The following is an 18,092-nucleotide window of genomic DNA, read 5'->3' on the forward strand; positions in this document are numbered from 1 at the left end:
TAATCATTCCTTATTTAGAATATGTTCATGAGTAAATGCGAGCAATTCTAAATCACTCATATTTTTTAAAGTATTGTAGATACTATTGGTAACAACCTTATAGGAACTAGCAAAATCAGAATTCAGTTTTTCGACCAAATCTTGACCTTTTTGAGTTATAGAAATTTTACCTATTTTCCCTTCATCTAATTTTATAAGACGTTTTGATACCAATAGTAGAATCGCTCTTTTTATTTTTTCATGCCTGACAGTCAATTGTACTGAAGAATAAATGCTATCGCCATACAGGTTGATTTCACTAAATTTGAAATCCTTAGCATATAAGCTTAAAAAATTAATTAACCAAAGTCTATCAAGAGATAGGCTTTTTTTATTTAGGCAATTAATTGTGATTAAACATTGCATAGCTACTTCTGAAGTAGTATCAAATATATTATTCATTATCATCTACCCAGTTAAATTTGCCATCGTTTACTAGTGAATGACAAAGACCTTTCTTTTCAGAGTTACCAATGAAGTTCTGGATTTGAGTAATCTCAGGTTTTGAAAATGAAACCGTTGTGATATGTTTTAGTGTTTCAGTAACTTTTTTGAATGAAGTTGTGTAATCTTCAAACAGAATATCACTAATTGAATCATAGGTTTCTTGCTTTAGTAGTGCAATTTGTTGTTCACTATCTTTAAAGCCGTCTCTAATAGCCCGTAATACATAATCAGCGTTGAAGAAATTCACTCTTTGATCATGTAAGTGATTTCTGTACTTTTGGGGGAGATTTTGGACATCGTAATAATCTGTTTTTGGATTACCATCATTTTCAGAGTATGCAATTAAAAGTTGCTTACTGTAAACATCTTCTAATTCAACTAGAGAATCAGGAATAGGTCCTTTTTCTGGTAACTGAAGATACTGTGAGCCGATGACTATTTTTCCATTTTCATAACGGACTTTTGTAATTTCAATTTCACCAACAGATGGCAGTTCTTTTTTAGAAGTTTGAATACCTACTTTTCCTTGCAAGAAATTAAGAAAAAGTTGAGCACAAATTTCAGAAATTTCCAGTTCAGAATCATATGTATAGAGCCCATATTGATGTAAGGCATCAGCTAGTCTATCAATGGTGTCTACTGTTAATTGATTTTCTATATGAGTTGTAAGAGTAGAGAGCTGAATAATTTTGATAAGCTTGTTAGCTTTATTCTTAGATATTGTATTGCCGGATGGTGAGAAATACCTATTAATTGTATCGGGCATCAAATTGGAGAGGGGATTATCATCAGGATTCTCGATTGAATTTTCAATTAGTGTATTGAGAAATTCACTTTTCGACATCTCTCCCCCTATGTTGACGTATAGCAAATTAAGGAATTCTGAAAATTGCACTCATTATCACCTTCTTTTTTCCGATAGTATCCGAAAGCTTCCGAAACCATACGAGATTAAACTTACAAATAAAGTATACTTTGTAATGTAAACCTCTCCCTAGATATAGATTTACTTACTAATAATTATATCAGAAAAATAAAATTTTGTAATTTTATAATGAGTGCGTTTACAAAATTACTATGCAACCGAAACCTTGCCCTTGATCACGGCCTCTGACTTCAAAGGTGGAAGTTGTGAATAGCAGTTCAGTCTGTGAAGTCAACTGACCTTGATTTAGCAAAGGAGATGCTGATGTGGTCAGAAACAAAATTTAATAGTTTTTTTGGCATGAGTTATTCCTTTGTGAACGAAGGAATAGGTGACAAGACATGCCGATTAATGAACAAAAACGCAATTCAAAATACACTCCAGATCGCTATAAAAGTGAAAAGTCATATAACGATGTACCTTGTGAACTTAATCAAGTTCTCGCTCCTTTCGTCATTAGAGATAAAGAGATGAGAAAGAGCAAAGATATTAACCCTAACAACTTAAAAACATTTAAGTTTTATGGGAAAGCTGTACTTGTAGGTTTTGTACCAGTTTTTATTGAGGACTTTGACAATGTCATAAAAATCTTCAATATGGATGTTAACGAGTATCTTAATCGTTATACGAAAAGTAATGACTTATCTTTAGATGAGATGTTGGATAAAATGTCTAATATCAAAGAAGTAGGTTTCGATCCTACTGGAGTAGACTCTCACGAAGAGATTATTATGATGTTAGAAACAATTCGTGAACTGATAGAAGAAGTAGAACGTCGAAATAAGAAATATGGTCAAATTCTAAGACTTATTTATGAGAATATGGATATCGCAAAACAAGATATTATTTCTACAATAGGAATGAAAAAGACTCAAGGTTATGAAGCTATTAAGAAAGCTCAAGCAATGGCCAAAGAAGTCTACAGAGAATTAAACCAATAATAAAAGAAGTCCGCTATCCTATCAAGGATGCGGATTTTCTTTAGTCTTTTTGATAGAAGTAGCATTCATATCCTTCAGCTCGTAGATTTATGTCTCTCATCCAGATTGGAGAAATGGACATTTGATTAGATATTTCGTTCAGTTTTTGCGTAGGCAAACACTCGATGATAAGCTCATCGTGAATATGGCCAACGATTTTCTTGTCTTTTAGTTGTTTTATCGAATGGGCTAGTATATCTCGACTAATTCCTTGGACGATGTTTTCTACAAACTTTGGACCATAACTTTCCAATCTTTCCCATCGTTTTGCAGAACCGGTTCCCTCATACGTTACTGATTCGCCTCCGAATTTATTCTCTCCAATTCTTGGTTTCACATAAGCTAATCTTCGTCCAGATGGGAGAGTAATAAATAATATTCCTTTTTTAACACTGAATAGAATTCCATGACTTTCCGTTTCGGTTTGTTCCTTGATAGCAGTCTTGATAGCCTTATCGATATCCCACCATAGAAGGACAATGTTAGGATTGGCTGTTCGCCATGAATCAACAAGAGGTTGTAGTTCTTCTTCAGCTAATCCCATTTCAATAGCTCCCATTGCTTTAAGAGCACCTACAGAACCACCATATCCCAGAGCCAGCTCTGCAATCTTTCCTTTTTGACGTAAGTGTGTATTAACTCCATGTTTCTCTACTGGGACATGGAACATTTTACTGGCACTGGCGCAGTAAATGTCCTCCCCTTTATAAAAAACTTTAGTTCTCCACGTCTCACCTGCTAGATGGGATAGAACACGGGCTTCAATAGCTGAAAAGTCACAAACGATAAATTTCTTATCTTTACTAGGAATAAAAGATGTTCGAATAAGCTGGGACAGTGTATCTTGAACATCATAGAGAAGTTCAACAGTATCACTATCTTCAGTTGTAAAAAGTAATCTTGCTTCATTTAAGTCTTTTAAGTGGTTTTGTGGTAGATTTTGAAGTTGCACTAATCGTCCAGCCCATCGCCCAGTACGGTTTGCTCCATAGAATTGGAACATCCCTCTTACACGTCCATCTTTACAAACACAATTCATCATTGCCTGATATTTGGATACACTTGATTTTGCAGCTTGCTGACGTAATTTTAGAACCCTTGCAGTTTTTTCATCAACTTTATGTAAAAGGTTATTTACAGTCTTTTTATCTAGTGAATCGGTTTCTATATTGTGCTCACGTAACCAACCAATCATCTGTAGAACGGAGTTGGGATTTTCAAGACCTGTTAAAGTTTTCAATTCTTCTTGGATTTTTGCTTTACTCTCTGTATCAATTTTGATAGCTGACTGGACAAAGTCAACATCAACTCCAATACCGCAGTCATTGATATTCTGATCAAGGTGGTAATCATCCCATACAAAGTCAGGAACTGGGAAGTTTTGCAACCTTTTTTTGATTGCTAGTTCAACTTCTACATCTCGTTTATTATACTCGATGAAATTTTTCCATTTCTCTGGCGCGTGATTTTCATAATTACGTGTTCGACCACCATTTACTTTTGTGGGTTTACAAGGAAGGCAGAAGTAGCGAATTAATTCACTCCCAACTTTTAGTTTTTGTTCACGAAGTTTAAGAACCGTACCTACACCTTCAAGTGACAAGGGCAATCCCAAGTAAGCAGACCAAATCATGCTACATCGCCAAGATTTTGGGGATAAAAAATTCTCATTAAGTAAGGTAGGGTAATGTTTCTTAATCCAATTAGACAGACAAATGCGTTCAAATGTTGCATTGAAAGCCCATTTAATGACTGTATCATCAATTAAGGCTTGTAGGATAAGATTTGGTAGTTTATCCTTAGTCAGATCATAAACAATTACAGGTGCATTATTGATAGATACTGCTATAAGAAGGATTTCAAAAGATTCATCTTCCGCATATCGATAGACTCCAGTTTTCCGTAGGTCTACATCACAATAAGTTTCTATGTCTACTGATAGTTCTTTAATTTGCATAATTCATCCTTTCATAAAAAGGTGGCAGAAAGAACTGCCACCATGTTTTAGTGTTTATTTCTGCGACTAAAGAATCGTTCTCTCTCATATCTGATGTCATTGCGAATACTAACATATAAAAGATGACTGAGTAAAGCGATTGTGAGACAAGATGCAACAGTCCATAGGAATTCAATTATTGTCATTTGCATTCACCATTTTTTGTTTTCTCTCTTTTTCTGATCGGATATCATCTCGAATTGTCATAAATGCAGCATATAGTCCAGTGAATAGCCAAACTGCCATTAAGATAGTCATAAAAATTGAAAAAATCATCTTTCATATCTCCTTTCTTAGTTTAAGAAATCATCATCGTCTGTAGCGAAGTCATCTTCAGCACTTGTACGACCTCCCAGCGGCTCACCATCTCGCAATTTTTGCAGGTTATTCAGACCGCAAGCAATTCCCTTATTTCCGTTTGAATTGAAAGCGTAGAAGGAGATGCTGGCACGTCCATAGATACCGGAGTATAACTCTGAAGTATCAATGATTTCTTGACGGTTAGCATCAACAATACCAGGTTTATGTGGAGAGTTCGCATTCAGGAAGTAGGCATTGCGATAGGCTTCATCATCAGGACGTTCCAGGTCGCCATCTCGTAGTGGTGTTTTCAATACTTCTAATGATGGAACAGATTTTCCGTTCCCTTTTAGTTTAGATTCACCTTCTTTATAGGCTTGTTCAATTGCTGCTTTAATTTTATCAATAGTTTGGACATCATTTTTTGAAATGATGAGTGACACGCTATACTTTGGTTTACCACCATTAATAGCTTTTGGTTCATTAGCGTTTAAATAACTGAAACGTGTATCTTTTCCTGTAATAACTTTAGTTGTCATAAGTTTAGTCCTCTATAAAATCTGTTTTTGCTAGGTTCATTTCTTGACGATTATCATCAATTGGAACGAGTGTAGGTTTTCCATTTGGTTTTATAATTAGATTACCAAGAAGCTCATTAAAGGCTTGTTTTCCAAGCAGTTTAGTCATCCCAGTAATGTTCAGTAGTTTCTTTTCGTAGGGGTCAAATCCTGCAGCAGTTACTGTTTGAATTACTTTATTTTCATCTGAGAATTTTCGAATAGAACGTCCTTCAACTAGCTTATAACCTGGGATTGTATGGCCATTTGTAGCTAGATTTAAAGCATGATTTCTAACATCGTTAGCCCATGTTATCAATAGTTCAATTTTTGGTAAAATCTCCGATATATCTTTATTACTAAGAGTAGCAGGATCAGCAAATTCCATCTTGGCAAGTTCTAGGTTATCTTCTGCACGTTTGCGGCAGATGCTTTTTATTTTGCAGAACTGGCAGTGTTTTCCTGATTTCATTTCTCCTTCACCTCTGAAAGCTAGTTCAGCTTTAGGAGAAAGTTCAGTTTCAGCCCAGTAAAGTAGTTTTTCTTTGTCCATTTCAAATGTTGAGACATTATTCTTTCGTGGTTGGAAAATAGTCATTGTCACTTTATCAAAACTGTATAAGTCTTCAAACATTTCCAAAGCACCTAAAGCATAGCACATCATTTGGGGGTTATGGTCAGCATCAACCAGTACACCGAGACCGTGTTTATAATCGATGATTTGTAGCAAACCATCAGCCACTATAATACAGTCTCCTGTACCAAAACCTTCTGGAACCCATTTTGAGAAATCTAGTCTCTGTTCAACAAGAACGGTTGGATCTCTAGAATATGTTTTTGCAATTTCTATCTGTTCAACTACATAGTTCCGATATTCTTCTGCGCAATGTTGCATTTCCTCGTTATAGAAAGTTAAGTTTGCAGTAGGATCACGCGCCTTACGTCCAAGTGCAGTTTCAACTAAATAGGCACACAACTCATGGGCATCTGTTCCTTCCAAAGCATACGTTGATACCTTATCTTCTAGTTTTTCGGTTAACCTTACTGATGGTGGACAATTTAGCCATCGATGAGAAGCAGAAGCGGATAATACAGCATGATTAGTCAATACCAATACCTCCAGCCTCTTCCATTAAAGCTGAGTAGTTTTTAGGGTCTAATTTTGAAAGTGAATCAGCACCATAAGCTTTTAACAAAGCTCGAATCTCATCTTTAAATCCTTCACTAGCTTTTGTAGCAAGCACACCACGTAATTCTTCAAGGGTAACATGTCTCGGTTCTTCCATGACTTTTTCGTGATTTGAAGTAGTGTTTTCCTCAGATAATAGTTCTTGAAACTCTTCTATAATTCTTAACTGGCACTTTGCTGATTCCTTCATCTCATTTAATAAGTCATTCAGTTGTTTCATTTTGCTCATATTGTTCGTCCTCTTTAATTTTTTTAGCTAGTTGTTTTGAGATAACACTGATGGCAGTTAGTGTATCTACTAATTGTTCATCGTGTTCAATCAATTGTTCTTTTGTCATTTCACATCCTCCTATCTTTATAGGTAAGAATCACTTTAGAATTTCCGGATTTCAAAAATATTTTTCTATTCGATTTCTAATTCTTACACCTTTATAGGTGAAATGAGATGATTGAATTCCGGTTTTTTCAAAAATTAATAAAAAATTTAATACAAAGAAAACTCTCCCTTTGACATATAAAGGAAGAGTATTTTTTTTTGAAATAAATTTCTACTGAACCGGAAAATAGCAGGCGAATCTTACCTATAAAGATAGAAAGAGAAATAGACTCTCAATTTATTAGCAGATTAAGGAGGAGTTACGGATGCAATTTTCGTTATGTCATTCTGGAAAGACAGGTATCCAAACAAGTACTGTATATCCCAATAAAGTCAGAATAACAGATGACAAATCATTATTGAATACAGTTCAATACGATCATGTAGGTGCAGAGTTTACCAATCATACTCGCTCAAACTCAAATTTTATAAAATCAGATGTTATTGTCATGGATATTGATAATGACAAGACTGATAACCCTAACGAGTGGGTTACAGAAGAGAACCTTAAAGAAATCTTTATTGATTATGACTTTGCTCTAGTTACTAGCCGAAATCATATGTTGTCTAAGGGTGCCATGATAGCACGTCCAAAATTTCATATTTATTTCCCAATTAAAGAAACAAACGATAGGGAAGCTTATGTAGCTATGAAAGAAGAACTTACGAATAGGTATCAATTTTTTGATGATAATGCAAAAGATGCAGCAAGGTTCTTCTTTGGCAATCCGAATGCAAAAGTCATATGGAATGATTCCTGGATGACTATCGACGAAGGTTTACTTCAAGAAGTAGAAGAAGATTTTGATGCTGACTTTTATAGATCACCTAAAAGACCTATCGCTGAGGGAAGTCGAAATTCAACCATGTCAGTTTTTGCGGCTAAAATTCTTAAAAGATTAGGAGTTACACAAGAAGCAAGAAGCGGTTTTGATGAACAGGCATCTAGATGTGAACCGCCACTAGAAAAATCTGAACTAGACACAATCTGGGGAAGTGCAGTTCGATTCTACAATAAGACAATTAAATCTTCAGATGATTATATTTCACCAGATAGTTTCAATAGGCCTTCTTTAAAACCGGATGATTTTTCTGATATCGGAGAAGCTGGAGTATTAGCTAGAGAGTATGGTGATGTTTTAGCTTATACAAATGCGACAGACTATTTAACTTTTAATGGTCAGTATTGGAAAGAAGATAAACAATTGGCCATAGGAAAGGTTCTTGAGTTTATGGACTTTCAACTAGCAGATACTCTTGAACAATACGAAAAGTCCGTTATAGAGTTAGTCAACTCTGGAATTGATGAATCAGTAGTTCGTGAAGGTGGCAAAGCTCTTGCTAAAGTGATTGAAACACCGATCCAACAAAAACTTTACTCGATTTATCTTTCATCAAAAACATACTATCAGTTTGTTATGAAGCGAAGAGATTATCGCTATATTACTGCGACTCATAATACTGCAAAACCAATGTTGGCCATTGATTTATCAGAACTTGATAAGGACGATATGTTACTCAATACTCCCAACGCTACCTACAACTTAAGAAATGGACTTAGGGATTACCATGAACATGACCCAAAAGACTATATCACTAAAATAACCACTGTTTCTCCAGGTGATGAAGGCTTGGGATTATGGAAAGAAACTTTAGCTACTTTTTTCTGTAATGACCAGGAGCTGATTGATTATGTACAGGAAATCATCGGTATGACAGCAATCGGAAAAGTCTATCAAGAACATATGATTATCGCTTATGGCGGAGGAGCAAATGGGAAATCAACCTTTTGGAATACAATTGCAAGGGTACTTGGAAGCTATTCCGGCAAATTATCTGCAGATGCTTTAACCATGAATAATAAACGAAATGTGAGTCCAGAACTGGCTGAGTTAAAAGGGAAACGACTTGTAATTGCTTCTGAAATGGCAGAAGGAATGAGATTGAATACTGCAGTTGTGAAGCAAATTACCTCAACCGACGAAATTCAAGCAGAAAAGAAGTATAAGGATCCATTTCATTTTGTTCCATCTCATACGCTGGTACTTTATACGAATCATTTACCAAAAGTTGGAGCGAACGATGATGGTACTTGGCGTCGTTTGGTTGTTATTCCATTTAATGCCAAAATTACTGGTCGTTCAGATATTAAGAATTTTGCGGATTATCTGTATGATAACGCTGGGCCAGCAATTTTATCGTGGATTATTGAAGGTGCGGAAAAAGCCATTAAAGCAAATTTTAAAACATCAGTTCCAAAAGCAGTAAAAAACTCTGTCAAATCCTACCGCGAAGCTAATGACTGGTTGGGACATTTCATCAATGAAAGTTGTGAAGTGGGAGAAACATTAAGTGAGAAATCAGGAGAACTGTACAGCAAGTATCGTGCATATTGCCTTCAAAATTTAGAATACACACGAAGTACAACTGATTTCTATGCTGCACTTAATCAAGCTGGTTATGAACGAAAACGGACTAATAAAGGGAATTTTATTATGGGGTTATCGTTAAAAGCTGATGACGATGATTTTCTAAACTAATGACTTACACAAGTGAGGGTATATCTCCACTAGATTTTAAATCAAGTATTTTTGGAGTGTAAGTCGTTGAAGTATTCAGTGAAAAATAATTTGTGAAGTATGGTCAAAAAGTTTATGGATTAAGTTCCACGACTTCCATTTCTTTGTTTAGTGTAAGTCAATGATGGTCTTTTCTAAAACTATCTCTATAGGAAATATAACTAAGAATAAGTATATAAGGAAAGTTTAGGAAATGACCTCATTAGACCTCCACCATTTAAATCTGATGAGAGGACAAGTATGAGAGAAAAAGTGATTGAACAAAAGTTAGCAAGCAAGGTTAAAAAGCGTGGTGGTATATGTCCAAAGTGGGTATCACCTTCCTTTTCAGGAGTACCTGACCGACTGGTATTCTTACCCAATGGCAAGTTTGGTTTGGTGGAAGTAAAAGCACCTAATCAACATCCTAGAGCTTTGCAGGTGTCACGGCATAAGCTATTTGAACGTTTAGGATTTCGAGTCTATGTTTTAGATAATAAGAAAGATATTGAGGGGATATTGGATGAAATTGAAACTGCATGACTATCAAGAAGTCACCAAAGACTTCATCATAAAAACTCCTTATGCAGCAGTCATTTTAGACATGGGGATGGGAAAAACAGCTACAACCTTATCAGCTATTAATGAACTGATGTTTGATCGCTATGAAATTCATAAAGTACTGGTGATTGCTCCACTTAGAGTCGCAAATACAGTATGGAGTGACGAAATAGAGCAGTGGCAAGAATTGTCTCATTTGAGATATTCAAAAATTGTTGGCAACCCCAAACAACGACAAGCAGCACTACATAAAGATGCGGATATCTATATCGTAAATCGTGAAAACATCCCTTGGTTAGTTGAACAGTGTCATCCTCATTTCAAGTGGGATATGATTATCATTGATGAATTAAGTTCATTCAAATCATGGCAATCAAAACGTTTTAAAGCTTTTATGGCCATGCGCCCTTACATGAAACGAGTGGTAGGTTTAACAGGCACACCGAGTTCCAACGGATTAATGGATTTGTTTGCGGAATTCAAGGTCATTGATGGCGGTGTTCGTTTGGGACGTTTTATCGGAGAATACCGAAGTCGTTATTTTAGAGAGGGACGTAGAAATGGAAACGTTGTCTATGAATATATTCCAATGGACTATGCAGAGTGTCAAATCTTTGACAAGATTGATGACATCACAATTTCTATGAAAGCAATGGATTATCTACAAATGCCAACATTAATCTCAACTAAAAAATTAGTCCATCTCACAAACGCAGAAGCAAAAAGATATAAAGAGTTTAAAAAGGAATCTGTTATTTCTGATTCTAACGAAATTGAAGTAACAGCAGCAAATGCTGCTAGTTTATCCAATAAACTGGTTCAAATGGCTAATGGTGCAGTATATTCTGATGATCATAAAATTATCAAGTTACATGATCAAAAACTTGATGCACTTGAAGATATTATTGAAGCCGCAAATGGAGAACCAGTTCTGGTCGCTTATTGGTTCAAGCATGATTTACTTCGTATTCAAGAACGATTGAACAAGCTTAGGGTTAAAAGTACAGTTCTTAAAAGTGAAACTGATATTCATGAATGGAATAAAGGGAACATCACTGTTGGTTTGCTACACCCAGCTAGCGCAGGACATGGTCTAAATTTACAAAAGGGAGGTCATCACTTAGTGTGGTTTGGGTTAACTTGGTCTCTTGAACTGTACCAACAAACCAATGCTCGACTTTGGCGACAAGGGCAACAATCAAACACAGTGATTATTCAGCATATTGTAACAGAAGGTACAATTGATGCTGATATTCTAAAAGCTTTAACTGCCAAAGATGCACAACAATCACGTTTGATTGAAGCAGTAAAAGCACAAGTAGGAGGTTGATATGGATAAAGTAGACTACTATTTCCAACACTATCAAGATGCAAAAAGAGATTTAATAATTGCAAAGAACTTGATTGAAAACTATAAACCCATTTCAGAAGATGCTTTTCTATACTCTCTTGCTACTAGACAGACAAATGAAGAACGTGTTAAAACGAGTAAAACGAATGTTAGGACAGAAAATATGGCTCTATCTTTTCATGATAAGTTCTTAGCAGAGGAAAGAGAATATCAGGAGTCATTGTTTGAAAAGTACTGTCATTTAAAAACCGATCTCGATTTCTTTGAACTTGCTGTTTCTTCTGTTGATGAAATTATGAGGGATGTAGTAGTTGATTTAGTCTTAGTTGGATTGACATGGGATGAGTTACTACCTAAGCATAATGTTTCTAGAATGACAGTTAGTCGATATAGACAAAAAGCTTTAAAACAAGTAAAAGAATATTACCGTTTCGCTGGGAAAACCTTGAGTATAAATGGCTAATGATACTAGGGTGTTACTAAGGTGGTACTACCCTGTTACTAAGTTGTTACTAAGATGGTACTGCTTTTTAAAAATGAGTGTGATATACTTAAGATGTCAAAAAAGATAGAAAATCGGCTAATTTCACTGGATAAAATTCTGGTTCTACGGTAATATACACCTAGAAAAATAAGAGGAGAATAACTATGTGGACCAGAGGTCAGATTCATTATCACGAACAAATAGTTGATTACATAGCAAAAGTCAGTGATCAACCTTCAGATGTAGGTATTGATTTAGGATGTGTATTCAAATTAGAGGTTGATGTTGCTGAAAATACTATCATTTCTTATGACAGAGGATGGGATATCTACCCAGAATCTGATGAACAAGAAGCTATTCTTGAAGTGATTTTGAAAACTTTAAAAGTTTAAAATATCTTTAAAATAATGCACAAATGACTGGATATATCCCGCTCTTAGAGGTAATATGGTTACAACAAAAAAGAAAGAGGATAAAACCATGAAGAAAGAGGATATTTTAACAAAAATCGCAAAAAATAGAATTGGCGCTGAAACGCTAGAAACGAGAAATAGCGATAGACTTGACTTTTATGACATCAGCGTTTGGGCATTGAAAGAAATGCTTGAACAAGCTTATGAAGCAGGTAGAAAAGCAAAATAAAAAAAACAGAGCCTTACCCAAATGGGGAGGCTTTTTGCGTGGAGGAAATAATGATTATTACGAGTGAACAAGTATCTAATGGCCATCCAGATAAAATTTGTGACCAGATTTCAGATGCAGTTCTAACAGTATGTTTAGAACAAGATAAGAATAGCAGGGTTGCAGTAGAAACTCTTATCAAAGATAATCATATAGTGGTTGCTGGTGAAATGAAAACAACAGCCTTGTTTGAATTAAAAACTGTTGTTCGAAATGTCGTTAAACCACTAGGAATGGAAAATATCATTGTGACAAATCTTATCGGATTACAAAGTGATGATATTTCTCAAGGTGTTGATACAGGTGGTGCTGGTGACCAAGGTATGATGTATGGCTATGCAACTGATGAAACTAACGAATACTTGCCGCTTCCCTACGTTTTAGCAACTCGTGTTCTTGAGAATCTTATGGAACTTCAGCATCCGCTCTTAGGGAAAGATGCTAAGGCACAGGTTTCTTATGATTATGACAATAAAAGAATTACAACATTCTTAGTATCAATTCAGCATAGCGATGAAATAACAATTGAGAATTTAAGATCTATTGTTAAAGAATCTATGATGAAAGTTGCTAAACAGTATAAACAAAACCTTGATTTTAATGTTTTAGTGAATCCTACTGGTCGTTTCGTTCTTGGTGGTTCTTATGCAGATGCTGGAGTTACTGGAAGAAAAATTATCGCTGATACTTATGGTGGATTTGCCCATCATGGTGGTGGTGCATTTTCAGGAAAGGATCCAAGTAAAGTGGATCGCTCAGGAGCTTATATGGCACGTAAGATTGCAAAAGACATCGTTCGTGAAGGATATGCTAAACGATGCGAAGTTCAATTAGCATACGCTATTGGGGTCGCAGAACCGGTTTCTATTCATGTAGAAACATTTGGAACAAGTAACTATACGAGCAAACAATTGGTAGGAATGATTAAAGAACGGTACGATTTAACACCGAAAGGGATTATCAAGGAGTTGGATCTTCTAAACGTAGACTACACTCAATCTACATGTTTTGGACATTTTACGAAACCAACTCTTCCTTGGGAGCAGTAAAATGCCACGTAGACCAAGAACTCCCTGCAAGCAGAATGGTTGTCCAAACCTTGTGACCTATGGAAACAGGTACTGCGATGACCACAAGACTAACCACGCACTTGATGCCAAGACAACCAAAGCTAAAGGTTACAATTCACGATGGAACAAAGCACGGATTCGTTACTTAAAGCTGAATCCCCTCTGTGTTTACTGTCAAAGAAATGGTCGACTGACCAAGGCGACAGTGGTTGACCATATCAGTCCCCACCGAGGTGACCAAGAACTCTTTTGGAATCAATCCAACTGGCAAGCTCTTTGTAAATCTTGTCATGATAGAAAGACCAAGACGACTGACAGATATGTAGAATATACCTATCGGTTTTGATAGAATTATTATATACTAGTAGAAAAGTATGAAATAAAATATAAGGAGTTTAATTTTCTATGAACTATATTAATTTTGTCAATAATAAAAAAGATGAAATTTCTCCGTATAGAATTTCAACGAGCAATAATAATGAGAAATATTTTGAAGCGCTTGAAAGATATTGCGGTAGTACATATTACAGTATCAATGAATATCTTCGAACTAAAAAAATAAAATATGGCGATAAGAATATCTTATGTCAAACGATAAATTCAATAAAATGTTTAGATGAAATAATTAATGAAGCCCCACAAGAGGAATATAAAGTTTTATACAGAGTCATCGATAAAGAGTTTTATAAAGAGCTAATGTCCTCTTCATCTTTTAAAGAGCGAGGATATTTAAGTACTTCAAAGATGGAACGTTGGGCCAAGGAAAAAGCAGAACTAGAGGATAAAGTTGTTATTAAACTATATGTAGAAAAAGATGTGAAGAGGATCGATATATCCCAAATAAATTATGGAACTTTTCCAAGAAGAACTGAATATGAAGTGCTTTTACAAAGAGGAACTATTTTAAAAAGAAGTTCCTCAGGTGATGACACTTTTATTGTGTCGTTACCAAATCAATGTTAATTCTTAAAAAAATTTTGGGGTAAGGGGGGATAAAATCTCTAAATCCTTGTCCGTAAAAGACCGACGCCCCCTCAAACGTACAATTTCGCAAAATTGATAAGGTGGGATATAAAAATCAATTCAAAATAGTAAAGAATCCAGTAAGAATATAGAATTAAGTGAGTGTTATTTTCGTAAATTTGTTTAAATTTAGGTACGAAAATAACCTTATTTTTTAGTATAAAAGTGAGGAACAGGTATGAATAACTTTCAACGAGAACAAATTTGGTTACTTAGAAAAAATGGCTTAGGATACGGTGAAGTTGCTAAAGTAATTGGTTTATCTAAAGACTCTGTTAAGAAGTATTGTAAAAGACATCCTGAGTTAAAGGGACAAGGAACATTACCGTATTTGATGGTTGAGAAACGAGTTCAAGATGGTACAAACTGTCCTCAATGTTTTCAACCTATGGTTCCTAATAAAACTGGACGGCCGAAGAAATTTTGCTCAGATAGTTGCAGAATAAATTGGTGGAAAAATCATCAAGAGGAACATGATAAGGAACAAACTGCATATGAAGAAATGACTTGCCAGTGTTGTGGTAAGTCATTTTTATCTTATGCCAATCCCAATAGAAAATATTGTAGCCATGCCTGCTACATACAGATAAGATTTTACAAAGGAGTCTAAAATGACGAACCAACCAACAATGGAAATAAAAGAACTTCCTCTGAAAGAATTAAAGCCTGCAGCTTATAATCCTCGAAAGAAACTGAAAAAAGGGGATAAAGAATATGAAAAAATTAAACAGTCGCTTCTAAAGTTTGGATATGTTGACCCTATTATTGTCAATGAAGATTTAACTGTAATTGGTGGTCATCAACGCTTGACAGTTCTTAAAGACCTTGACTATGAAACTGCTAAGTGTGTAATTGTAAAGCTTTCTAAAGAAGATGAGAAAGCATTGAACATTGCTCTCAATAAGATTACAGGTCAATGGGATGACGCTCTCTTAGCGGACTTACTTTTGGATTTACAGGAGTCTGATTTTAATCTAGACCTGACTGGTTTTGAACCGCCAGAGATTGATAATATCCTCTCTAATGTCCATGACAAGGAGTTGTCTGAAGATAAGTTTGATGTGGAAGAAGAATTGAAGAAACCAACGGTATCAAGACGTGGTGATATTTGGCAACTCGGAAAGCACCGAGTCATTTGTGGTGATTCTACCAAATCAGAAACCTACGACCAATTACTTGGTGATAAGAAAGCTAATTTAGTTGTAACAGATCCGCCTTATAACGTTGACGTTGAAGAGACGGCTGGGAAAATCCTAAATGATAATATGTCTGACGGAGACTTCTATCAATTTCTCCTTTCTATGTTTACTCAAGTAGAAAATCACATGGAAGATGATGCGTCTATCTATGTTTTTCATGCAGATACGGAAGGACTCAACTTCCGTAAAGCTTTTAAAGATGCTGGTTTCTATTTGAGTGGGTGTTGCATCTGGAAAAAGAACTCACTTGTATTAGGTCGTAGCCCATATCAATGGCAACATGAACCTTGTTTATATGGGTGGAAGAAAAAAGGAAAGCATCAATGGTTTAGTGATCGGAAGCAAACTACCATTTGGGAATATGACCGTCCTAAGTCTAGTAAAGACCACCCAACCATGAAACCAATTCAACTTATGGCTTACCCTATTCAAAACTCTTCTATGCGTGGAACAATAGTTTTAGATCCATTTTTAGGTTCTGGTTCTACTTTAATAGCTGCAGATCAGACTGGACGTGTTTGTTATGGAATCGAGCTTGATGAAAAGTTTGTGGATGTCATTGTTAAACGCTATATAGAAGTTACAGGCGATACTGAAGTAACCGTACAACGTAATCATGAGGTTTTAACTTATAACCAAGTGTTAAAGGAGTTGGAGGAACAAGTATGACACTAACATTTCTAGATTTCTTTTCCGGAGTTGGTGGCTTTCGACATGGGCTAGAATTAGCAGGAATGAAGTGTATAGGATTTTGTGAAAAAGATAAGTTTGCACGCAAGTCTTATGAAGCAATGTATGATACGAAAGGAGAATGGTTTCATGACGATATCACAACAATCGATCCAACACGATTACCAAAAGCAGATCTCTGGTGTGCGGGAAGCCCTTGTCAAAATGTGTCTATCGCAGGGAAACGAGCCGGCCTATACGGTGAGCGAAGTGGACTCTTTTTTACATTTGTTAAACTCATCAAAAGCCAAAAAGAAGAAGATAAACCCGAATGGGTTCTCCTTGAAAATGTTAAAGGACTTTTATCAAGTGGTGGGGGACGAGATTATCTCGACTATCTCTCTATCTTGGATGAATCAGGGTACGACCTTGAATGGCAAGTGTTTAACTCAAAAGATTACGGAGTACCACAAAATAGAGAACGCATCTATACTATCGGACATCTTAGAAGAAAAGGTCGACGAAAAGTACTACCTCTCAGCAGAGAAAGCAGTAGCCATCTTAAGCAACTTGTAGGCGGTATGCAAAGCTACCGTGTCTATGACCCCAGTGGTATTGCAACAACACTTGTTGGAGAGGGTGGTGGACTAGGAGCTAAGACAGGTCTATACCTGATTGACCAATCGCTAACTGGACCAAAGTTAACTGAAGAAGCAAGATGTATAACTGCTCGTTATACTGCTGGTGCAACAAAGCGTACAGCAATGAACTCTGGAGTGCTTGAGGTTCAACCAATTTTGACAAAAGGTATCAAGGTTAGGAATGGAACAAAGCAAGGTTATCAATTGGCGGAGGTTGGTGACTCGGTTGATCTTTCTTATCCAAGTTCATTAACGAGAAGGGCAAGAGTAGGGAGAGGAATAGCTCACAACCTTTCATGTAGCTGTCAGATGGGCGCAGTAGTTTGGAATGGTCGTGTTGTCAAAATTAGAAGGCTTACTCCAAAAGAGTGTTTTAGACTTCAAGGTTTCAGTGATGACTTATTTGAAAAGGCAAAAGCTGTAAATTCTGATGCACAACTCTATAAACAAGCAGGAAACGGAGTCACAGTGCCAGTTGTTTATGCTATTGGTTGTGCCATATTATCTTCAAAAATATCATCAAAAATAACTGGATAAAGATGAACTTTAGAGTTAATATGTACTAAACAAAAGAGAAGAGGTTGTATTATGGATGACTTAAAAGTGAAGACTTTGAAATCATTGTATCCCAATGGAACTCGAGTAAAATTACTCGAAATGGAGGATCCATTTGCGCCACCTATAGGTACTCTCGGTACGGTAATTGGTGTTGATGATATTGGTTCAATTTTAGTAAGTTGGGATAATGGACAAAGTTTAAATGTACTTTACGGAATTGATAAAATAATAAAATTGGGATAGTTATGTGGGAAATGATTACTAGAGGATTCAATGGTCGACACTATCATATTGAGTTTCTTAGGGAATTTAGTACCTATGACCGACATATTGATGGCGCTTGGATAGCAATCCTAAAAATTAAACGAAATAAAGAAATAGTTTTTCATTATGAATATGGCAAAATTACTGACCGAATGGATGATTTGGATAAAATTATCTATCAAGAAATAGTGGATACATACAATAAATTATAAATTGGAACTCGA

General features: G+C 35.7%; 23 protein-coding genes. 15 read left to right on the forward strand and 8 right to left on the reverse strand.

Features of this window, described 5'->3' with window-relative positions:
- Positions 1-3: 3 nt before the first annotated feature.
- Together KB197_RS05055 and KB197_RS05060 are read right to left on the reverse strand one after the other, a co-directional pair.
- The gene (locus KB197_RS05055; RefSeq protein WP_212573575.1) at positions 4-441 is read right to left on the reverse strand and encodes an ABC-three component system middle component 2; all 438 of its coding nucleotides are present in this window, start codon (positions 439-441) and stop codon (positions 4-6) included.
- A complete protein-coding gene (locus tag KB197_RS05060; RefSeq protein WP_212573574.1) occupies positions 434-1,330 on the reverse strand; it encodes an ABC-three component system protein in 897 nt (298 codons plus the stop codon). The genes KB197_RS05055 and KB197_RS05060 overlap by 8 nt, the downstream gene beginning before the upstream one ends.
- Positions 1,331-1,752: 422 nt before the next feature.
- On the opposite strand from KB197_RS05060, the gene KB197_RS05065 reads away from it, so the two are divergent.
- Positions 1,753-2,352: a hypothetical protein gene (locus tag KB197_RS05065; RefSeq protein WP_212573573.1), complete on the forward strand. Its 600-nt coding sequence runs from the start codon at positions 1,753-1,755 to the stop codon at positions 2,350-2,352.
- A 40-nt stretch (positions 2,353-2,392) separates the two neighbouring features.
- Here KB197_RS05065 and KB197_RS05070 read toward each other — a convergent pair whose 3' ends face one another.
- The 6 genes from KB197_RS05070 to KB197_RS05095 form a co-directional block, all read right to left on the reverse strand.
- Positions 2,393-4,348: a DNA polymerase gene (locus KB197_RS05070; protein WP_212573572.1), complete on the reverse strand. Its 1,956-nt coding sequence runs from the start codon at positions 4,346-4,348 to the stop codon at positions 2,393-2,395.
- A gap of 171 nt (positions 4,349-4,519) precedes the next feature.
- Positions 4,520-4,663, reverse strand: coding sequence for a hypothetical protein (locus tag KB197_RS05075; protein WP_173276729.1), 144 nt, complete (start codon positions 4,661-4,663; stop codon positions 4,520-4,522).
- A gap of 17 nt (positions 4,664-4,680) precedes the next feature.
- Entirely contained in the window at positions 4,681-5,226 is a 546-nt protein-coding gene (locus tag KB197_RS05080) for a DUF2815 family protein (protein WP_212573571.1), read from the reverse strand.
- Positions 5,227-5,230: 4 nt separating this feature from the next.
- Positions 5,231-6,352: a DUF2800 domain-containing protein gene (locus KB197_RS05085; RefSeq protein WP_212573570.1), complete on the reverse strand. Its 1,122-nt coding sequence runs from the start codon at positions 6,350-6,352 to the stop codon at positions 5,231-5,233.
- Positions 6,345-6,662, reverse strand: a complete 318-nt coding sequence (locus tag KB197_RS05090; protein ID WP_025169275.1) for a hypothetical protein — start codon at positions 6,660-6,662, stop codon at positions 6,345-6,347. The genes KB197_RS05085 and KB197_RS05090 overlap by 8 nt, the downstream gene beginning before the upstream one ends.
- Positions 6,637-6,771, reverse strand: coding sequence for a hypothetical protein (locus KB197_RS05095; protein WP_257994450.1), 135 nt, complete (start codon positions 6,769-6,771; stop codon positions 6,637-6,639). Before KB197_RS05095 ends, KB197_RS05090 begins: the two co-directional genes overlap by 26 nt.
- Before the next feature lie 304 nt (positions 6,772-7,075).
- Here KB197_RS05095 and KB197_RS05100 point away from each other — a divergent pair, with 304 nt between their 5' ends.
- The 14 genes from KB197_RS05100 (at position 7,076) to KB197_RS05165 (ending at position 18,080) form a co-directional block, all read left to right on the forward strand.
- Positions 7,076-9,349 carry a phage/plasmid primase, P4 family gene (locus KB197_RS05100; protein ID WP_212573569.1) on the forward strand — a complete coding sequence of 758 codons (2,274 nt, stop codon included), beginning with the start codon at positions 7,076-7,078 and terminating at the stop codon, positions 9,347-9,349.
- 279 nt (positions 9,350-9,628) lie between these two features.
- Positions 9,629-9,910 carry a VRR-NUC domain-containing protein gene (locus KB197_RS05105; RefSeq protein WP_102210794.1) on the forward strand — a complete coding sequence of 94 codons (282 nt, stop codon included), beginning with the start codon at positions 9,629-9,631 and terminating at the stop codon, positions 9,908-9,910.
- Positions 9,891-11,258: a DEAD/DEAH box helicase gene (locus KB197_RS05110; protein ID WP_212573568.1), complete on the forward strand. Its 1,368-nt coding sequence runs from the start codon at positions 9,891-9,893 to the stop codon at positions 11,256-11,258. Before KB197_RS05105 ends, KB197_RS05110 begins: the two co-directional genes overlap by 20 nt.
- Before the next feature lies 1 nt (position 11,259).
- Positions 11,260-11,742, forward strand: coding sequence for a hypothetical protein (locus tag KB197_RS05115; RefSeq protein ID WP_006153945.1), 483 nt, complete (start codon positions 11,260-11,262; stop codon positions 11,740-11,742).
- 185 nt (positions 11,743-11,927) lie between these two features.
- Entirely contained in the window at positions 11,928-12,155 is a 228-nt protein-coding gene (locus KB197_RS05120) for a DUF7678 domain-containing protein (RefSeq protein WP_006153903.1), read from the forward strand.
- A 55-nt stretch (positions 12,156-12,210) separates the two neighbouring features.
- Positions 12,211-12,405, forward strand: a complete 195-nt coding sequence (locus KB197_RS05125; RefSeq protein ID WP_195916260.1) for a DUF6900 domain-containing protein — start codon at positions 12,211-12,213, stop codon at positions 12,403-12,405.
- A 50-nt stretch (positions 12,406-12,455) separates the two neighbouring features.
- The gene (metK, locus tag KB197_RS05130) at positions 12,456-13,493 is read left to right on the forward strand and encodes a methionine adenosyltransferase (RefSeq protein ID WP_102210791.1); all 1,038 of its coding nucleotides are present in this window, start codon (positions 12,456-12,458) and stop codon (positions 13,491-13,493) included.
- A gap of 1 nt (position 13,494) precedes the next feature.
- On the forward strand, positions 13,495-13,860 hold the full coding sequence (locus tag KB197_RS05135; RefSeq protein ID WP_102210790.1) for an HNH endonuclease: 366 nt from the start codon (positions 13,495-13,497) through the stop codon (positions 13,858-13,860).
- A 59-nt stretch (positions 13,861-13,919) separates the two neighbouring features.
- On the forward strand, positions 13,920-14,477 hold the full coding sequence (locus KB197_RS05140; protein WP_102210789.1) for an ADP-ribosyltransferase: 558 nt from the start codon (positions 13,920-13,922) through the stop codon (positions 14,475-14,477).
- Positions 14,478-14,715: 238 nt separating this feature from the next.
- Positions 14,716-15,147 carry a helix-turn-helix domain-containing protein gene (locus KB197_RS05145; RefSeq protein WP_212573567.1) on the forward strand — a complete coding sequence of 144 codons (432 nt, stop codon included), beginning with the start codon at positions 14,716-14,718 and terminating at the stop codon, positions 15,145-15,147.
- Between the two features lies 1 nt (position 15,148).
- Complete coding sequence (locus tag KB197_RS05150; protein ID WP_102210788.1) at positions 15,149-16,405, forward strand: site-specific DNA-methyltransferase; 1,257 nt, start codon at positions 15,149-15,151, stop codon at positions 16,403-16,405.
- Complete coding sequence (locus KB197_RS05155; RefSeq protein WP_102210787.1) at positions 16,402-17,583, forward strand: DNA cytosine methyltransferase; 1,182 nt, start codon at positions 16,402-16,404, stop codon at positions 17,581-17,583. Before KB197_RS05150 ends, KB197_RS05155 begins: the two co-directional genes overlap by 4 nt.
- 51 nt (positions 17,584-17,634) lie before the next feature.
- Positions 17,635-17,847, forward strand: a complete 213-nt coding sequence (locus KB197_RS05160; RefSeq protein WP_102210786.1) for a DUF4314 domain-containing protein — start codon at positions 17,635-17,637, stop codon at positions 17,845-17,847.
- Positions 17,848-17,849: 2 nt separating this feature from the next.
- Positions 17,850-18,080, forward strand: a complete 231-nt coding sequence (locus tag KB197_RS05165) for a hypothetical protein (protein WP_102210785.1) — start codon at positions 17,850-17,852, stop codon at positions 18,078-18,080.
- Positions 18,081-18,092 lie beyond the last annotated feature (12 nt).

It is taken from the genome of Streptococcus sp. 11-4097 (assembly GCF_018215285.2).
In the GTDB taxonomy this organism is placed as follows: Bacteria; Bacillota; Bacilli; order Lactobacillales; family Streptococcaceae; genus Streptococcus.